This is a genomic window from Aneurinibacillus aneurinilyticus ATCC 12856, assembly GCF_000466385.1.
Taxonomy (GTDB): Bacteria; Bacillota; Bacilli; order Aneurinibacillales; family Aneurinibacillaceae; genus Aneurinibacillus; species Aneurinibacillus aneurinilyticus.
This window is the reverse complement of the sequence record NZ_KE952672.1, coordinates 1-14,852: the sequence shown is the minus strand read 5'-3', so window position 1 is coordinate 14,852 and position 14,852 is coordinate 1. Positions and strand designations below refer to the sequence as shown.

Here is a 14,852-nt window from a genome sequence, read left to right as displayed (position 1 = left end):
GCGACGGCCTGCCTCCTATGATATGATGAAAAAATGGAGGTGATTGAACAATGACAAATCCAAACCTGAATTTAGACAAAAACCAAAATGATGTAGTCGATTCTTCTCTCGGATTTGGCTTTTCGTTCGGCATTTTAATGGTTATCTTTATCGGTATGATGATTGTCGAGTATTTTGTGAAGTAATTCCTCTGACACAAAAAACTCTCATCGAATGATGAGAGTTTTTACATGCACAGCATTTTTTATTCGTTATAAATAAAAAGAACACTTGCATAAAATACAAAAGCGTCCTGGTTAGTTCATTATGAAACCCCGCCTATGCCGTTTCACCCTTATGTTTCAAAACCCGCTCTCGCAGGTGGGTGTCCGCAAAGCCACTTCCGCTGTCCCGTCTTGGCGAGCATAGCGTCCATAGCCTAATTTTAGACTCCCTTTTTCTTCGTAAGGTTCGAAACAAAAAAATGAATCGTACATCGCAGGCAATATGTTTTGCTTTATTGATTATTATCATACATAATTGGCTCGATTTTTGCAAGAGGGAGTTTGTACTCCCTTTGTTAAGCGCTATGTTCTTGCTGTATACATTATTATACTCGTTTATCCGCTTGGTGACAAGGGAGCCTGCTGCAATTACATAGCAGACTCCTTGCTTGGCATATCTTCAGTGAGCTTAAAATGTACGCATCGATTTTTCATTGCTTTGTTCCTGACGTTCGCTTCCATATAACGCCTCATAATGAGTAACAAATTTTTTCGAATGATAAGTGCGTAAATCTGCATTATACGTATCTTCTGTAGTTTTATCCAGGCTCTCAACCTTGGATGCATAATAACTGGCCCAGGCATGATGCCACTGCTTTGCAATCCAATTCATTGTGTGAAAACCCCTTTGTAAAAATGTAGTAATAATTAATTATTACCCACATCTTGCAGAGATTATCACAATTTGTTCAAATTTATTTAAATGTGGTAGCGTCCTGTGGCTCGAAAGTGCGCTTGCCTAGTTCGTCATCAAGCATGTATAATGCATTTCCGTCAGCGCCAATTCGCTCTAATTTTTTTAGAATGCTGCTGAAGGTCGCTTCCTCTTCAATTTGTTCATCAATGAACCAATTTAAAAAGCTGCTGGTCGCATGCTCGCGCTCCTGCGCAGCCATATCTGCCAGATAATATATCCGTTTTGTTACTAATTGCTCATGTTCATATGCCGCGCGAAATACATCTTCGACCGAAGTAAATTCATTTTGTGGCGCTTCTAGCCCTTCAATAAGTACTCGATTACCAGTAGCATTTAAAAAATGAAAAATTTTCATCGCGTGAAAATTTTCTTCTTGCGCTTGAACAGTAAAAAAGTTAGCAAAACCGTCCAAATCCTCCGCTGCGCAATAGGCTGCCATCGCCAAATAAAAATTAGAGGAATAAAACTCAAAATTAATCTGTTTGTTCATCTCTGCAACTAAATTCTCACTCATCATAGCTTTTACCTCTTTCCTCCCAAAACTCATTCTATCGTACCACATACTGGTCATTCTGCAACGCCTGCGTGCAATTTATCAACAACCTTTCAATCTTCAGCCAAAGTGCTTATAATTGGGGAGAAACTGAATGAATTGGAGGATAGTAATGGATGTTGATACGTTAGTTACGTTTATAGAGCAGTACGGTTACGCCGCGCTCTTTTTTTGCCTATGGCTAGGCATTGTCGGCATGCCAATTCCGGATGAAGTCGTAGTCATGACCGGCGGCTTCGTAACCTCGCTTCATCTGCTCGATCCTGTTCTGGCGTTTCTCATTACGTATATGGGTGTCATATCCGGTTTATCTATCGGATATGGGCTTGGACGAGTAATGGGTCCGCCAGTACTAAATAAACTTAAGAAAAAGAAAAACGTGGATAAATACTTAACAAAATCATATGATTTGATTAACAAATACGGCTCGTATTCGTTATGTCTTAGCTATGCGTTTCCAATTGTGCGCCATCTTGTACCGTATCTGGTTGGCATAGGACGCATGTCATTTGCAAGATATGCGCTGTTTTCCTACACAGTTGGCTTCGTCTGGACGCTTTTTTTCTTCCTTATCGGACGCATATTTGGTCGGTACATTGATCGAATCGGCGTCGCTGTGCATGACTACGGGTTGTTGGCACTTAGTATTCTCCTAATCGCTGGCCTTATCCTTTGGTTAGCAATACGTTTTCGCGGTAAGCCTGCTTCTTGAATTTTCCTCTTGTGAAAAACATAAAAAAGCACCCTGCTCACATCACAGGGTGCTACTACATCACTCTATACGCTCTGCTCCTGTATGCCTTCCGCCTCTTCCCATACAGGCAACGGATCTGCGAATAAGCTCCAGTCGGCCTCCTCTTCTTCTGCAGTCAGCAGACATCGATCCAGCGTCTTTTCAATTTCATTCTTGTTTATCCCTATCCCAATTAACACGATTTCCGTCATCCGGTCACCCCATTTTGGGTCCCAGGTCGCCGCCCATTCCGGATCTTCTTCCAAATAAAGCTGCCTTTCTTCTTCTGGCATAGCCGCTATCCAATATCCGGCTGCCCCAAGCTGAATGGACGGTCCTGCTTGGCTTACACTAACCGCCATTTCATTGCGGGTTGCCAGCCACATAAAGCCTTTAGCGCGTATGACTTCCGCTGGCCAATCAGCAAGCCAGGTAGCTAACCGTTCTGGATGAAACGGGCGGTTGCGCCGGTATACGAATGAGGAAATACCATATTCCTCATTCGTATACCGGCGCATGTTCCTCCTGCTCCAATTCCTGAATCCAGCCAGCTGCTTGAGATGCTTTATCAAAATCGAATAACCGAGTATTCAATATCTCCTTCGGAGCCACTTGTCCGTGAGATGCGCGAATAAAGCGAGCTGAAGGTTGGAGCTTGCGCAGTACACCTTCTAACTGTTCCAGTTCTTCCTCCGACACCATATCGCACTTATTCAAAATAAGCACATCACAAAATTCAATCTGATCAATCAGCAAGTCTACAACTTCGCGTCTATCGTCATCACCTACTGCCTGCTCACGTTCCAGAAGACTCTCACCTGAAGAGAAATCCTTCCAGAAGCGGTAGGCATCTACTACCGTTACCATTGTATCCAGGCGACAATACTTCGTTATGTCGATTCCGCTTTCTTCATCCTGATATGTAAATGTCTGTGCTACCGGTATCGGTTCACCAATACCAGTGGATTCGATCAAAATATAATCATATTTCCCTTCAGTGGCCAGCCGCTCAATTTCCTGTATCAAATCCTCTCGCAACGTGCAACAAATACAGCCATTTGATATTTCCACCAGCCTCTCTTCTGTCCGTGATAGCGATGTACCTTTCTCAATTAATTCCGCATCAATGTTTACCTCGCTCATGTCATTCACAATTACTGCTACCTTTAATCCTTCGCGGTTGTTCAATATATGATTTAATAAAGTTGTTTTTCCAGCACCCAGATATCCGCTCAATACCGTAACAGGAATTTTCCCCTGGTTCATTTTCAGTTCCCCTTTACCACAAATAATAATTATTACGTTTTAAATAATATAAGAACTCCATTTAATCGTCAATCTTTAATTAATAAGCAATTTATAAAAAATAATAATTACAATTTATATTTTAAAAACGCATTGGAAGCAATGACCAAGAGCAGGAACATTCATATTCGCCTCTTTTTGTTACCCATTCTTTCACACGCATAGCCAGGAAAAAACAAAAAGGAGGCACCGGTAAAAAACGGTTAGCCTCCTTTTAACATCTCTAGCTCCATTCATCATGATTTCAATAAACGAAGTCCGTTCAAAATAACGAGAATGGTACTGCCTTCGTGTCCGATAACGCCAAGCGGCAAACTCAAGGACTGCGCAAAATTAGATAGAATGAGCAGCAAAATAACGCCAAGCGAAAAGACAATATTCTGCTTAATGATTTGCCCTGTTTTTTTCCCTAACCGAATCGCTGTCGGAATTTTTCCCAAATCGTCGTTCATCAGCACTAAATCTGCCGTCTCTAGTGCGGCATCACTGCCTGCGTTGCCCATCGCAATACCAACCGATGCAGTTGCCAAAGCAGGAGCGTCGTTAACCCCGTCTCCTATCATCGCCACTTTACCGTACCGCTCTCTGAGTGCTTTGACGCTTTCAACCTTCTCTTGCGGCAGGAGTTCAGCATACACTTCATCCACCCCAGCTTCATTAGCAATTGCCTCTGCTGTTGAGCGCTTATCTCCCGTTAGCATAACAATCGTAATCCCTAATTTTTTTAATTGGGCTATTGCCGCTTTCGCCTCAGGACGCAGCGTATCCTGTACTGCCAATACGCCCGCAATTCCCCTGTCGTTCTGAATGAAGATGACCGTCTTTCCTTCCATCTCCAAACGCTTGGTTAACTCCGCTAACATTTCGTGCCTGCCCCGCTCATCCACAAACGCTTCTTTTCCGATCTTCCATGTTTCATTCTCGAATTCCGCCATAACACCAAATCCGGTTACTGCCGTCAATTGTTTCGGCCGAAGCAACGGTCTCCCGCAAGCTTCCGCTTTTTCCGTTATGGCCCTACCAATCGGATGCTCGGATAAACTTTCAATCGATCCAGCAATCCATAACAGTTGCTCTTCGCTATAATCCTGTAATGATACAACATCGGTAATCTCCGGTCGCCCTGCTGTTAGCGTGCCTGTTTTATCGAACGCAATCGCACGAATACCAGCCAAATTCTCCAGATGCGCCCCACCTTTAAACAGCACACCTTTACGTGCACTGTTGGATATGGCAGATAACATCGCTGGCATAATAGAAGCAACGAGCGCACAAGGTGAAGCGACAACAAGAAATACCATAGCCCGGTACAGCGTCTCAGACCAGGTCCAGCCAAGAGCATAATGCGGTACTGTCATTAAAAGCACCGTAATTCCAATTACCGTCTTGGCATAAGTTCCTTCAAAGCGCTCGATGAATTGCTGCGTAGGGGGCATCTCGCTTTGAGCTTCCTGAACGAGGCGGATAATTTTTGAGAATAAGCTTGATTCGCTCTCACTCGTTACTTCGATTATAAGAGCGCCTTCTCCATTCAAGGTTCCGGCAAATACTGAATCCTCCACTTCCTTTTCCACAGGAATCGACTCACCGGTAATGGATGCCTGATTGACGGATGATACACCTTCACGGACGATACCATCTGCTGGAATACGCTCACCCGGCTTCACAATGATGAAATCCCCTATGTTCAATTCTTCAATCTTGACCTGACTCTCCTTCCCGCCCTTATACAGCAAGGCAGTCTCCGGCTTTATATCCATTAATGATGCGATATCTTTACTGCTGCGTTTCATTGTGTAATTCTCCAATGCCCCGCTCAACGAGAAAATAAAAATGAGGATCGCACCTTCAAACCAGTACCCAATACCGGCTGCTCCGCCCGCTGCAAGCAGCATGAGCAAATTAACATCCAGTTCCCTCTCTTTATACAGTGTCACGATGCCCTCTTTCGCCTTTACATATCCTCCAATGCAATATGCAAGTACATACAAAACCAAAGTCCAGGCCGTTCCGCTACCTTGCAGCAGCCATGCACCAAACGTCAATACACCGCATCCTATGGCCGCAATGCTCTCGCCATGCCGCTGCAACGCCTGCTTCCATTCTGCCTGCTTCAAATCCGGCTTTACCGATACCGTTTGCGTGCATGTTGTTTTCATTTCGCCCATTCGTGTTCACCCCTGATAATAAATCTCAATTTTGTAGCAGAAAGCACGAATGCTGCTGTCCCTTTGGACAGCAGCATACCCGTTTCTAATTAAGAATGATTTTCATTTTTTGCTTAAGTCTAATTTTTTTGTATTAAAGCAACTATTTTATAATTATTATAATCTAATTTTTTTCTCTTGAAAAGCAGAATATAAAAATAGACGAACTTTTATTGACGATATCGATTGCTGTCTTTATAATTGAATATAATAATTATTTTCAATTAAGAGGTGGAGAGAATTATGGATATATATATGATTGAAGTAATTTTATTTATCATCCTGCTAATTTCCTCCCCATTCCTGCTGTTTTCGTTTGCAAATGCAGGAACCAAGGAGCATAGATAAAAATGTACAAGGAATGCATCAGCATATAAAAACGCTCCGGAAAACATACCATACCGGAGCGTTTTTTGTTTACTTTTTTGTTCCTGTCGCCACTTCTTCAGAAAAAACTAACCCTTCAGTGCAATTATATGTATAGCTTACTTGCGGGGACCGTACCTCTTCTTCATCCAGCAGATGCGCTATAATATCCGCACATGCTTCCGGCGTTACTCCACGATACCATATTCCCTGCGGATACGCGATCACTACACAAGCATCCTCACACCGACCGTTACAGCGTGTCCGTGTCGTATGAATGAGTGAGTCTGCACCTTTTTCAGCAATCGCTTTTCGAATAGTCTGCGTAACCGCTTCTCCACCATGCTTCATGCAGCTTCCTCCGTTGCAAATAAACACATGATGCCGTGTGCCGGATAAATCCCACGTTGCCATTCAACTCACTCCTCGCCTTTTATTCATGGCGTAGCCTTTCTTCATCTAAATAAATAATAATTGTTACGCTTTACATTCTATAATTGTATGACTTATCCGTCAATATTCTTATCCATCAAAAAAGCGAAGCTTTGCGCTTCGCTTTTTTGTAGCAATTATCCGAGAAAGGAAGTAAGCATCCAGATGTGCTTCTCTAGCGAAGAATGAATCGCCAACAGCATATCACCCGTTACTTCATCATTTTCCTTCTCAGCCAACTCCATACCTTCTTTTAATTCTTTATTAATTTGTTCAAAGTCATTTATGAGTGCTTGTACCATCTCGCGTGCATCTTCCTTATTGCTTGCTTCTTTCACGGAAGCCAGTTCCAGAGATTCACGCATTGTCGCAACCGGCGCACCTTTCAAGGCCAGCAGTCTTTCGGCCAATTCATCAATATGAAGCGCTGCTTCGTTATAGAATTCCTCGAATTTTGCATGTAACGTGAAGAATTGGCTGCCTTTCACATACCAATGGTAGTTGTGCAGTTTTGTATACAGCACAGTCCAGTTTGCGATTTGTTGATTCAATACTTCAGCAATGTTTTTCATTTTACGTCCTCCTGTTAGTTTTAATTTGTATTTATTATTTATTTATAATTATTATAATTAATATACCTTTATTATACTCTTCTATCTGTATAAGTCAAGCAAATTTGCAGAAAAAAAACCGAAGAATTACCAATTAAACAACAGGACTTCAGCAATACATTGCAGTCCTTCATCCAACACCGCCGGTGCTACCGATCCGAATTTCACTTGAAATCCCGGAATGGGGTCCTCTACAGCAAATGCAGCCCCAGGAAGGACATACACACCGCGTTTGAGGCATGAATCGAAAAAACGAAGGCTATCGAAATTTTGCGGTGCATACACCCATGTACATACCCCCATATCTGGTGTATGAAACATGTATTCCGCAGGCAGACGACGGTGTAAGCTGTCCATCGCCGCATTGCGCGCCTGTCTGAGCTCCTCCCGCTTGCGTTCCATATAAACAGGAAAATTCACACGATCCCATACATGGAGAAAAAGCTGCTGGCTTAGTACTGCCGTCGTTCCATCAAGCAAATATTTTGCCTGTTGCAACCTCTCTCTGTATGTCCGAGGAAGCACCATATAACCCAGCCGTAGATTTGGATGTACAATGGTACTAAATGAGCTCATATAGAAAACAGACACTTCTCCTTTCTCCCTTGCCATCCCATACAATGTAGAAGGCGGATACGGCGTATAATATAATTCACCAAAGTATTCGTCTTCAATAATGGAAAATCCAAACCGTTCGGCTAATGCAAGCACTGCTTGTTTTGTTGACATAGACCAGGAGGCTCCTGTCGGATAATGAGCATTCGGCATTGCATATAAGGCTGTAATTTTCTCCTTCTCACATATCTTTTCCAAAGTGTCTATATCCATTCCTTCACTGCCTAACGGGATGGATATTACGCGTAACCCCCGATCGCAAAACACATCTCTTGCCGGCAAATAGCACATTGCAGGTACGGCCACTGCATCACCCGGCTTGCATATCTGATCCGCCAGAAGCCAGAGCGCCTGCTGTGTACCATTCACCATACATATGTCCTCTATGTCCGTCCAACATCCCCGTGCAGCCAACAACCCCTGAATTCGACTGCGAAGCGAAAGCAGACCGAATGGGTCTGGATTTCCTGCAGCAAACATTCCTTCAACCGCCTCCTCTCCGGCCTGACGGAATGCGCGCATAAATTCCCCATCTGTCGGAGGCAGTGAAATACCGGATACAGGAATAAGGCCATCTGCCTTCTTATACTCTTTGATCCTTGCCAGAAAAGGTTCCCTCTCTTCCTCTCGTTTCGGTGATAGCATAAGAAGAGAATCTGGAAGCGTATGGCTGACCGTTGTACCATAGCGCGGCCGACTCTCAATCCACCCTTCCTTTTTTAAGGCGCTGTATGCTTTTTGAATCGTCTCTATGCTGACCCCAAGCGAAGCCGCCAGTCGGCGCACCGTCGGCAGAGCCTGTCCTGCTTTCATGCGTCGGGTTCGAATCGCGCGTATAATTTGTGTCTCTATTTGCTCGGATAAAGGCATCCGGCTTGCTCTTTGTATATGTAAAAAAGGAATTGACATCCTATTCTCCCTTCAGTATAATTCTAAAAATTTTGCCCAATTGTTCTGCTCCTTCAGACTAGCAGAACAATTATATACATACAATACAAGGGAGGAAGAAAAATGACAGAACAAATCAAAAATCAGAATACACGCCCAATCCGACGGACGGTCAACGAATTAACCTCGCAGACAGAAATAGAAACATGCCTAAGAACAGTACGTACCGGATATCTAGGTCTGCAAGATAATGAAGGCATGTATGTTGTACCGCTTAATTTTGTTTGGCATAATGGAAGTCTTTACTTTCATGGGAGCAGTGAGGGTCGGAAGACGGACGCTCTGGCCCAGCAAGAAGCACCTGTCTGTTTTACAGCAGTAGAAGATTGGGGAACCATCGCTCACCCCATTCCAGCCCACACAAGCACTGCCTATCGAAGCGTAATGGTATTCGGCTATCCAGAGAAAGTCGAATTGCTTAAAGAAGCTACAGAGGCGCTTCAAGCCATGCTGGGCAAATATGTACCCGGATACTACTCAAGCACCCTTGCTTCATCACATGTGGATAAATACCGTTCCAGCCTTGGCAGCCCTACATCCGTATACCGGATTACGCCGCTACGGATAACTGGAAAAATCAACCCCGTCCATCCCGGGCAAATGTTTTATCCAGGACGTACCATTCAGGATGACCGAAAACTTGAATAAACGCATGAAAGGCTACATTTCTTCTCCATTTTTGCTATACTCAAGATAACGTATAAAAAAAGACTTCCTTCTAGCATTGCGAGGATGGACAAGGAGAAGGTGGCTATTTGAATGGATGCTTTGAAAGAACAAACCATGCAACTGTTACGGGCGGAAGCCAATAAGATTGAACATCTAATCGAGGTACAGCGGACAAACCTAACAATGCCGAAGTGCCCCTTATATGAAGAAGTACTTGATACACAGATGTTCGGTCTCTCTCGTGTCGTAGATTTTCTGATTCGTCTCGACTTGCTGAACAAAGAAGAAGGCAAGGAAATTCTGGATGGATTGGAAAAGCGGGTATCCGCCAAAATCGGAAAATAAGAAGAACAGGAAGCCGGATACACCGTGCTTCCTGTCTTTATATAAAGGAAAAAGAAGAGAGACTGTCTTTGGTGGTCCCTCTTCTTTTTTATGGATAAAAAAGTACTATTTGAAAAACATGCTCGACAAGGCCCACAAGTTTTTTTATTCATCAGATACGGCTGGAAGAATAATCGAGAAATGAGTTCCCTTCCCCTTTTCGCTTTGCACCTCCACTTTTCCTCCCCATGCCTCAATGATTCGATAGCATACCATAAGCCCCAGGCCCGTCCCTTTTTCTTTAGTCGAGTAGAAAGGATTACCCAACCGCTTTATTTCTTCCTTGCTCATTCCTTTTCCTGTATCGATAATTTGGATAACGATTTTATTATCCTGACGAGCAGCGCGTACAGTAAGAGTCCCGCCCTCTGGCATCGCTTCCACACCGTTTTTCATAATGTTAATCATGCACTGGGAGAACTTTGATCGATTCAGTTCAAGAAATAAATGTTCCTCTGTCTCGGTATAAATCTCTACATTTTTCAGCAGTGCATACGAAGTCATAACTCCTGCTACCTGCTTAATTTGCTCGCCTGCTTCGATACGTTCCCGAATCTCGATATGCGGGCGGGCAAATGTTAAATAATCGCTAATAATTTCTTCCGCCCTGTTCATTTCTTTTAGCATAATGTCGATATAGTCTCCTTGTTTCTCTACAGAAATCTGCTGGCGGCCAAACAATTGAAGAAACCCTCGCACAACAGTGAGCGGATTACGTATTTCGTGAGCGACCGATGCTGCCAGTTCGCCCATTGCATATAGCTTCTCTGCCCGTTGAATTTCCTGCTGCATCATTATACTTTTACGCATATTTTCAATCAGATAGACAGCTATCCATATCCCCCCTAATTGAATCAACGAATATTCAAAGGCAAACTGTACGAATTTAAACTCTATCTTATTCTCTTCAGACAACAGGAGTAATGTCATAAAGAGAACAAGCGAGGCAGAAAAAATAGCCAACCAAATAGCTATTGTCTCCCGTTTTTCCCTGGCAGCACACCAAAAGCGTGGTACATAGGCAAGAGCGACCATTGTAATTATAGGATATGTATAAAGAGTCGTGTAGAATCCTTCTCCGCCTATGTAGTAGCGATATAAAAGCAATACTGCCAGCGTGCCGATTCCCGTTTTATATCCGCAATACAGTGTGGCAATGATGAGCGGGATCGTCCGCATATCGTATATATATCCGGGCAGAAACGTAAATGGAAACGTCATGCACAAAATAATGGTGGCGGAAGCAAACAATCCAACGATAATGGTGGACCATATCTTCTGTGCTTTAAACAATTTTTCTGCAAAGAAAATTTGAAATAGGAAAATTGGTAAAATGATAAATAAGATGTTCAGCAAAAGTCTTTCAATCCCTAACAAAGCCTTCTCCTCCCCATACTTCCGCCGACTTTAATTCCTACATTTATCGTTAATCTTTTCCTCGTGTTTTACTTCATCCTTTGGTTAAAGGGGAACATATACCTTTCGAATGCTCTCCCCACCTGGCGAATGTCGATATACTTTGCCTTATGCAATTTTTCCAAACTTCTGTTATCTCAATCGCATCACCCCATAACCATTATGTTAACGTAAGTGGTTTATATCCTGATTGAGTACATAGACCATGCAATCATCTCCTTTTCGGGATAAATCAACCATCAGACAGTAGGTTGCTAACACTATGCGAAACAGAATAGCGTATGCGGAAATTCATAGCCTAATTTTCTCCATTTTATATCATCTTTCTCAAGTAAGCGATATCAATAGCATCCATATGCAGCTAAAAACAATCGAAAAATACACCAAAGGCCGACTTTTAAAAAGGCCGGCCTTTGGTTCATATAAAGTAAAGCTTCTATCAGCTTAGGCTTTTTTCATCCTAGGCTGATGATGCGTTATACGTATTAGGGTCTTACTGCTCATTACATTAAGAAGAACGTTTAAGCTCAGGAGCAGGAGATTTGCTTTTCGCACGTAGCATATCAAAGCCCTCCGTCACAAAAACTCCGGATAAAATTAGAAACACACCTGTAATGATAGCAGCGCTAACCGCCTCTCCCCATAACAACCAAGAAAAAACAAATGCAAATACAGGTTCGAAGGCAAGCAATAGACTAACATGTGTCGGTGGGGAATACTTCTGTGCTTTTACCTGTACAATATAGGCCAAAAGCGTTCCAAAGAGTAAGTCGAAACCGTATGCAAACCATCCGTAGGGCGAAATGCTTCCCAAATGCGGAAACGGTTCGATAAAAGCAGCTATACCGGTATCAATTATGCCTACTACTAGCAATTGAATCATGACGAATACAAGTGCGTCAAATGTAACATTACGATTATATGAACGATCTACCATAACCATATGGACCGCAAAAAAAATGGCGCCAACAAATGTGACTACGTCCCCGATATTAATCCCTGACCATCCTCCATCCCATGAAAGAAGAATAAGTCCACTAAATGCACAAAGACTTCCAAGCACTGGTCCTGGCTGCATCGGGATACGCGCCCAAGCAAAGTATAAAAATGGAACTATCATCACCATCGTGCCTGTAATTACTCCTGCTTTTCCAGGCGTCGTTAAATCAATTCCAATAACCTGAAGCATAAAGGCTGCCCAGAGCGCTATGCCGCAGCCAATTCCCATCTTCCACACTTGCCAACCGGTTCGCTTCAGACTTCCCCACACGAATGGCAGAAGAAGTAGGGCCGCAAGCAGGAAGCGGGTGCCAAGAAAATAAAACGGCGGTATCTCCTCCAGCAAATCTTTCGTCAGGACAAATGTATAGCCCCATGAAATCGCTACGCCGAGCAGCGCAGCATTAGCCAGAAACATCTTTCTTTTCGCCGACACAATATCTCTCCTCAATGTTTGTTAAATTATTATCCTTTATAATATAAGCAAAAAGTATACCATACCAATGAAAAACACGCGCCAACATTGCCGATCAGTTTATCTTTTTATGCCTCACGCTCCACAAAAAAAGCGCCTGCATCTTTCAAGCGCTCTTTATTGCTATACTATTTTTCCAATAAAACCATCCATTCATCAACTTGTAGAGATATAACTTTTTCATTTTGTATTTTCACTGCGAAATATTGCTTCACTTCGTCCACAGCTTCTATCAATAACTTTTCAACAGCTTCAATCTGCTTTGTATCGCGTGCCATACGCGCCACCCATACTGGAAAATCGTACGTTTTTCTTCGTAATGCCCCCCTCCGCTCCGTTAAACCAGCCGCTGCAAAAAGCGTTCTCCACTCTTCTATCGTTAAACAGCGGATATGGCTCTCATCTCTTGTTTTTTCTATTTTATTTATAAATAAACCTAGCTGTTTATCCTCAGGCGATACATTATCAATCAGCAAAAACCTTCCACCTGGCTTTAATACACGTGCCACCTCACGGATAAACTCCTCTGGTCGGGGAAAATGGTGAGGAGCAATACGGCACGTTACCGCATCAAATGTCCTATCCAGGAATGGCAACGCTTCAGCATCCGCTACCATATACCAGATATTTGGGCATTCTGGCCGTAAATGCTCTGCTGCTCGCATCAACATTCGGGGTGTCAAATCGGTGGCGAATACATGCGCAACATGTGGAGCCAGCGTCTTTGCCACATGTCCTCCCCCTGTCGCTACATCAAGCGCTACCCATGCCGAATGCGGCTGCAACCACGCTACTAATAAAGCCAGATCGTTTCCTTTTGCATGTGATTCACTGGCTACGTACTTATCCGCGTGTTGTGCAAACTGCCGTTTCACCATTTCCTTGCTCTTATCATCTTGATGCATCATAGCTCCCCTTCCTTTATGCTTCTATTGTTATAATCCTTTTTTATCCAAATATACGCACAGGTAACGCTTTATACGACAACTTTTCCTTCCTCCTTGCTGTATCTTTTGTATCCATTTCAATTGCAAAGAGAGTGAGAATGAACCATTTTCAATCTTTTCATTCTTTTTACAATATAAGCAAGCAATGTTTTTTAAGGAGGATTGTATGTATTGTTTCTCTTCTCTCTTACGTCGTCTTTCTCTTACTTTACTTTTTTGTGTAATGGTCATACCCGCTTCTGTACACGCACTCACCGCCCCTATTGCTTCTGAGCCGGATAAAAAGGAAATTCCCTCTGAAGAAAAAGAAGTACAGCCTGAGAAGTTAATTTCACTGACTTCATTGAAAGAATTATCATCTTTCTTCTCCGCAGCGGAGAAGAAAGGGATTTCCCGGCTACAGGCTACTCCCCTGCTTCGTGATTTTGCGCTGATACTGGGAAGCGGAGGCAGCGAATGGCGAACCATCCTCAATCAGAGGATTGACCAGCCGATACAGGAAATACGTAGCCGACAATCCATCAATAAAATCACAAAAGCAGCTTCTGATCGAGCAAGCGACATATACATTACGTTTTCCCGTCCTTTTGACTTCAATGCCCTGCGTCAGGCATGGCTTGATAAAGATGTTCTTCTGGAAGTAACCAGCCGGGGTAAAATCATCCCCATACAGCATCTTGCTCAGGCATCCTCCCGTGTATTACGTGTCGGCTTCGATCAAAATCAGCCGCTCGAAGAGGCAGCACTTATAACTGCGGGAATTCATGACTTGCGCAAAAATCCGACATTTGCAATAAGCTATGCGTCCTTTGTTCTTAAAGATAGGAAGCTTCCGACACTCATAAACACACAGCAAACAGGAAGCGGGACGTTTCTGCTCGGATTGATTTCTATGCCAGCCAACACGCACTGCCCGCCGATAAGTGGAAATTAATTACTCAACTTCGTATTGCCACATTCGAATGGGAAGAGATAAAGGAAAATCCTTACCAATATCCGTATGCACTACATGACACTTTCGCCGAAGCTATTGCACATGCTGAGGCTGTCGTCGCCAACAAAAACGCAACCGAACAGGAAATATACGATGCGTATCGCAGACTTGTCGATGCAATAAATGAAAAAGCCAAATATGATCATTCGTATCCGTAGTAATAAGGAACGTCGCCGTTTTTCCTTATCTTTATTTCAATAAAATATAACAAGGGTGTTGATTATCCAGTATGATCCAG

14 protein-coding genes, 1 other RNA gene and 1 pseudogene are annotated in these 14,852 nt (G+C 43.2%); 5 read left to right on the top strand and 11 right to left on the bottom strand.

Translation table 11 applies throughout. From position 1 onward, the window contains the following. Positions 1 to 50 precede the first annotated feature (50 nt). The gene (locus HMPREF0083_RS26890) at positions 51 to 185 is read left to right on the top strand and encodes a YqzM family protein (RefSeq protein WP_021619221.1); all 135 of its coding nucleotides are present in this window, start codon (positions 51 to 53) and stop codon (positions 183 to 185) included. 122 nt (positions 186 to 307) lie between these two features. Here the strand turns inward: HMPREF0083_RS26890 and ssrS are convergent. The 3 genes from ssrS to HMPREF0083_RS01730 all read right to left on the bottom strand — a co-directional run bounded on the left by ssrS (position 308) and on the right by HMPREF0083_RS01730 (position 1,477). Then, positions 308 to 487, bottom strand: a non-coding RNA gene (ssrS, locus tag HMPREF0083_RS26885) — 6S RNA. 185 nt (positions 488 to 672) lie between these two features. Further along, complete coding sequence (locus HMPREF0083_RS01735; protein WP_040301145.1) at positions 673 to 876, bottom strand: hypothetical protein; 204 nt, start codon at positions 874 to 876, stop codon at positions 673 to 675. Between the two features lie 82 nt (positions 877 to 958). Then, positions 959 to 1,477, bottom strand: coding sequence for a ferritin (locus tag HMPREF0083_RS01730; protein ID WP_040301144.1), 519 nt, complete (start codon positions 1,475 to 1,477; stop codon positions 959 to 961). Between the two features lie 148 nt (positions 1,478 to 1,625). Between HMPREF0083_RS01730 and HMPREF0083_RS01725 the strand changes: the two genes are divergently transcribed. Continuing rightward, positions 1,626 to 2,225 carry a DedA family protein gene (locus HMPREF0083_RS01725; protein ID WP_040301143.1) on the top strand — a complete coding sequence of 200 codons (600 nt, stop codon included), beginning with the start codon at positions 1,626 to 1,628 and terminating at the stop codon, positions 2,223 to 2,225. Positions 2,226 to 2,290: 65 nt separating this feature from the next. On the opposite strand, the pseudogene HMPREF0083_RS01720 reads toward HMPREF0083_RS01725, so the two are convergent. The 5 genes and pseudogenes from HMPREF0083_RS01720 to HMPREF0083_RS01700 all read right to left on the bottom strand — a co-directional run bounded on the left by HMPREF0083_RS01720 (position 2,291) and on the right by HMPREF0083_RS01700 (position 8,691). After that, positions 2,291 to 3,512 (bottom strand): annotated as a pseudogene (locus tag HMPREF0083_RS01720) (GTP-binding protein). Between the two features lie 275 nt (positions 3,513 to 3,787). After that, complete coding sequence (locus HMPREF0083_RS01715) at positions 3,788 to 5,719, bottom strand: heavy metal translocating P-type ATPase (protein WP_021619214.1); 1,932 nt, start codon at positions 5,717 to 5,719, stop codon at positions 3,788 to 3,790. Positions 5,720 to 6,175: 456 nt separating this feature from the next. Continuing rightward, entirely contained in the window at positions 6,176 to 6,538 is a 363-nt protein-coding gene (locus HMPREF0083_RS01710) for a (2Fe-2S) ferredoxin domain-containing protein (RefSeq protein ID WP_040301142.1), read from the bottom strand. 155 nt (positions 6,539 to 6,693) lie between these two features. Beyond that, entirely contained in the window at positions 6,694 to 7,128 is a 435-nt protein-coding gene (locus HMPREF0083_RS01705) for a Dps family protein (RefSeq protein WP_021619211.1), read from the bottom strand. Positions 7,129 to 7,254: 126 nt separating this feature from the next. Beyond that, on the bottom strand, positions 7,255 to 8,691 hold the full coding sequence (locus HMPREF0083_RS01700) for an aminotransferase-like domain-containing protein (protein ID WP_040301140.1): 1,437 nt from the start codon (positions 8,689 to 8,691) through the stop codon (positions 7,255 to 7,257). A gap of 102 nt (positions 8,692 to 8,793) precedes the next feature. On the opposite strand from HMPREF0083_RS01700, the gene HMPREF0083_RS01695 reads away from it, so the two are divergent. After that, the gene (locus HMPREF0083_RS01695) at positions 8,794 to 9,378 is read left to right on the top strand and encodes a pyridoxamine 5'-phosphate oxidase family protein (protein WP_021619209.1); all 585 of its coding nucleotides are present in this window, start codon (positions 8,794 to 8,796) and stop codon (positions 9,376 to 9,378) included. 111 nt (positions 9,379 to 9,489) lie between these two features. Continuing rightward, positions 9,490 to 9,744 (top strand): DUF1507 family protein, encoded by a 255-nt coding sequence (locus tag HMPREF0083_RS01690; protein WP_021619208.1) that lies wholly within the window; start codon positions 9,490 to 9,492, stop codon positions 9,742 to 9,744. Positions 9,745 to 9,888: 144 nt separating this feature from the next. Here HMPREF0083_RS01690 and HMPREF0083_RS01685 read toward each other — a convergent pair whose 3' ends face one another. From HMPREF0083_RS01685 to HMPREF0083_RS01670, 3 genes are all read right to left on the bottom strand, one after another. Continuing rightward, positions 9,889 to 11,160 carry an ATP-binding protein gene (locus tag HMPREF0083_RS01685; RefSeq protein ID WP_021619207.1) on the bottom strand — a complete coding sequence of 424 codons (1,272 nt, stop codon included), beginning with the start codon at positions 11,158 to 11,160 and terminating at the stop codon, positions 9,889 to 9,891. 547 nt (positions 11,161 to 11,707) lie between these two features. Further along, complete coding sequence (locus HMPREF0083_RS01675) at positions 11,708 to 12,634, bottom strand: DMT family transporter (RefSeq protein WP_040301139.1); 927 nt, start codon at positions 12,632 to 12,634, stop codon at positions 11,708 to 11,710. Between the two features lie 167 nt (positions 12,635 to 12,801). Then, positions 12,802 to 13,578 (bottom strand): class I SAM-dependent methyltransferase, encoded by a 777-nt coding sequence (locus tag HMPREF0083_RS01670; RefSeq protein ID WP_040301178.1) that lies wholly within the window; start codon positions 13,576 to 13,578, stop codon positions 12,802 to 12,804. A gap of 208 nt (positions 13,579 to 13,786) precedes the next feature. Here HMPREF0083_RS01670 and HMPREF0083_RS01665 point away from each other — a divergent pair, with 208 nt between their 5' ends. After that, the gene (locus HMPREF0083_RS01665) at positions 13,787 to 14,554 is read left to right on the top strand and encodes a hypothetical protein (RefSeq protein ID WP_040301138.1); all 768 of its coding nucleotides are present in this window, start codon (positions 13,787 to 13,789) and stop codon (positions 14,552 to 14,554) included. The last annotated feature ends 298 nt before the right edge of the window (positions 14,555 to 14,852 follow it).

Excerpts from the sequence above, each read along its gene's own strand:
- HMPREF0083_RS01665 (WP_040301138.1), top strand. The coding sequence starts at position 13,787 with ATGTATTGTTTCTCTTCTCTCTTACGTCGTCTTTCTCTTACTTTACTT.
- HMPREF0083_RS01670 (WP_040301178.1), bottom strand. The coding sequence starts at position 13,578 with ATGCATCAAGATGATAAGAGCAAGGAAATGGTGAAACGGCAGTTTGCA.
- HMPREF0083_RS26890 (WP_021619221.1), top strand. The coding sequence starts at position 51 with ATGACAAATCCAAACCTGAATTTAGACAAAAACCAAAATGATGTAGTC.
- HMPREF0083_RS01705 (WP_021619211.1), bottom strand. The coding sequence starts at position 7,128 with ATGAAAAACATTGCTGAAGTATTGAATCAACAAATCGCAAACTGGACT.
- HMPREF0083_RS01715 (WP_021619214.1), bottom strand. The coding sequence starts at position 5,719 with ATGGGCGAAATGAAAACAACATGCACGCAAACGGTATCGGTAAAGCCG.
- HMPREF0083_RS01730 (WP_040301144.1), bottom strand. The coding sequence starts at position 1,477 with ATGATGAGTGAGAATTTAGTTGCAGAGATGAACAAACAGATTAATTTT.
- HMPREF0083_RS01735 (WP_040301145.1), bottom strand. The coding sequence starts at position 876 with ATGAATTGGATTGCAAAGCAGTGGCATCATGCCTGGGCCAGTTATTAT.
- HMPREF0083_RS01710 (WP_040301142.1), bottom strand. The coding sequence starts at position 6,538 with ATGGCAACGTGGGATTTATCCGGCACACGGCATCATGTGTTTATTTGC.
- HMPREF0083_RS01695 (WP_021619209.1), top strand. The coding sequence starts at position 8,794 with ATGACAGAACAAATCAAAAATCAGAATACACGCCCAATCCGACGGACG.
- HMPREF0083_RS01725 (WP_040301143.1), top strand. The coding sequence starts at position 1,626 with ATGGATGTTGATACGTTAGTTACGTTTATAGAGCAGTACGGTTACGCC.
- HMPREF0083_RS01700 (WP_040301140.1), bottom strand. The coding sequence starts at position 8,691 with ATGTCAATTCCTTTTTTACATATACAAAGAGCAAGCCGGATGCCTTTA.
- HMPREF0083_RS01690 (WP_021619208.1), top strand. The coding sequence starts at position 9,490 with ATGGATGCTTTGAAAGAACAAACCATGCAACTGTTACGGGCGGAAGCC.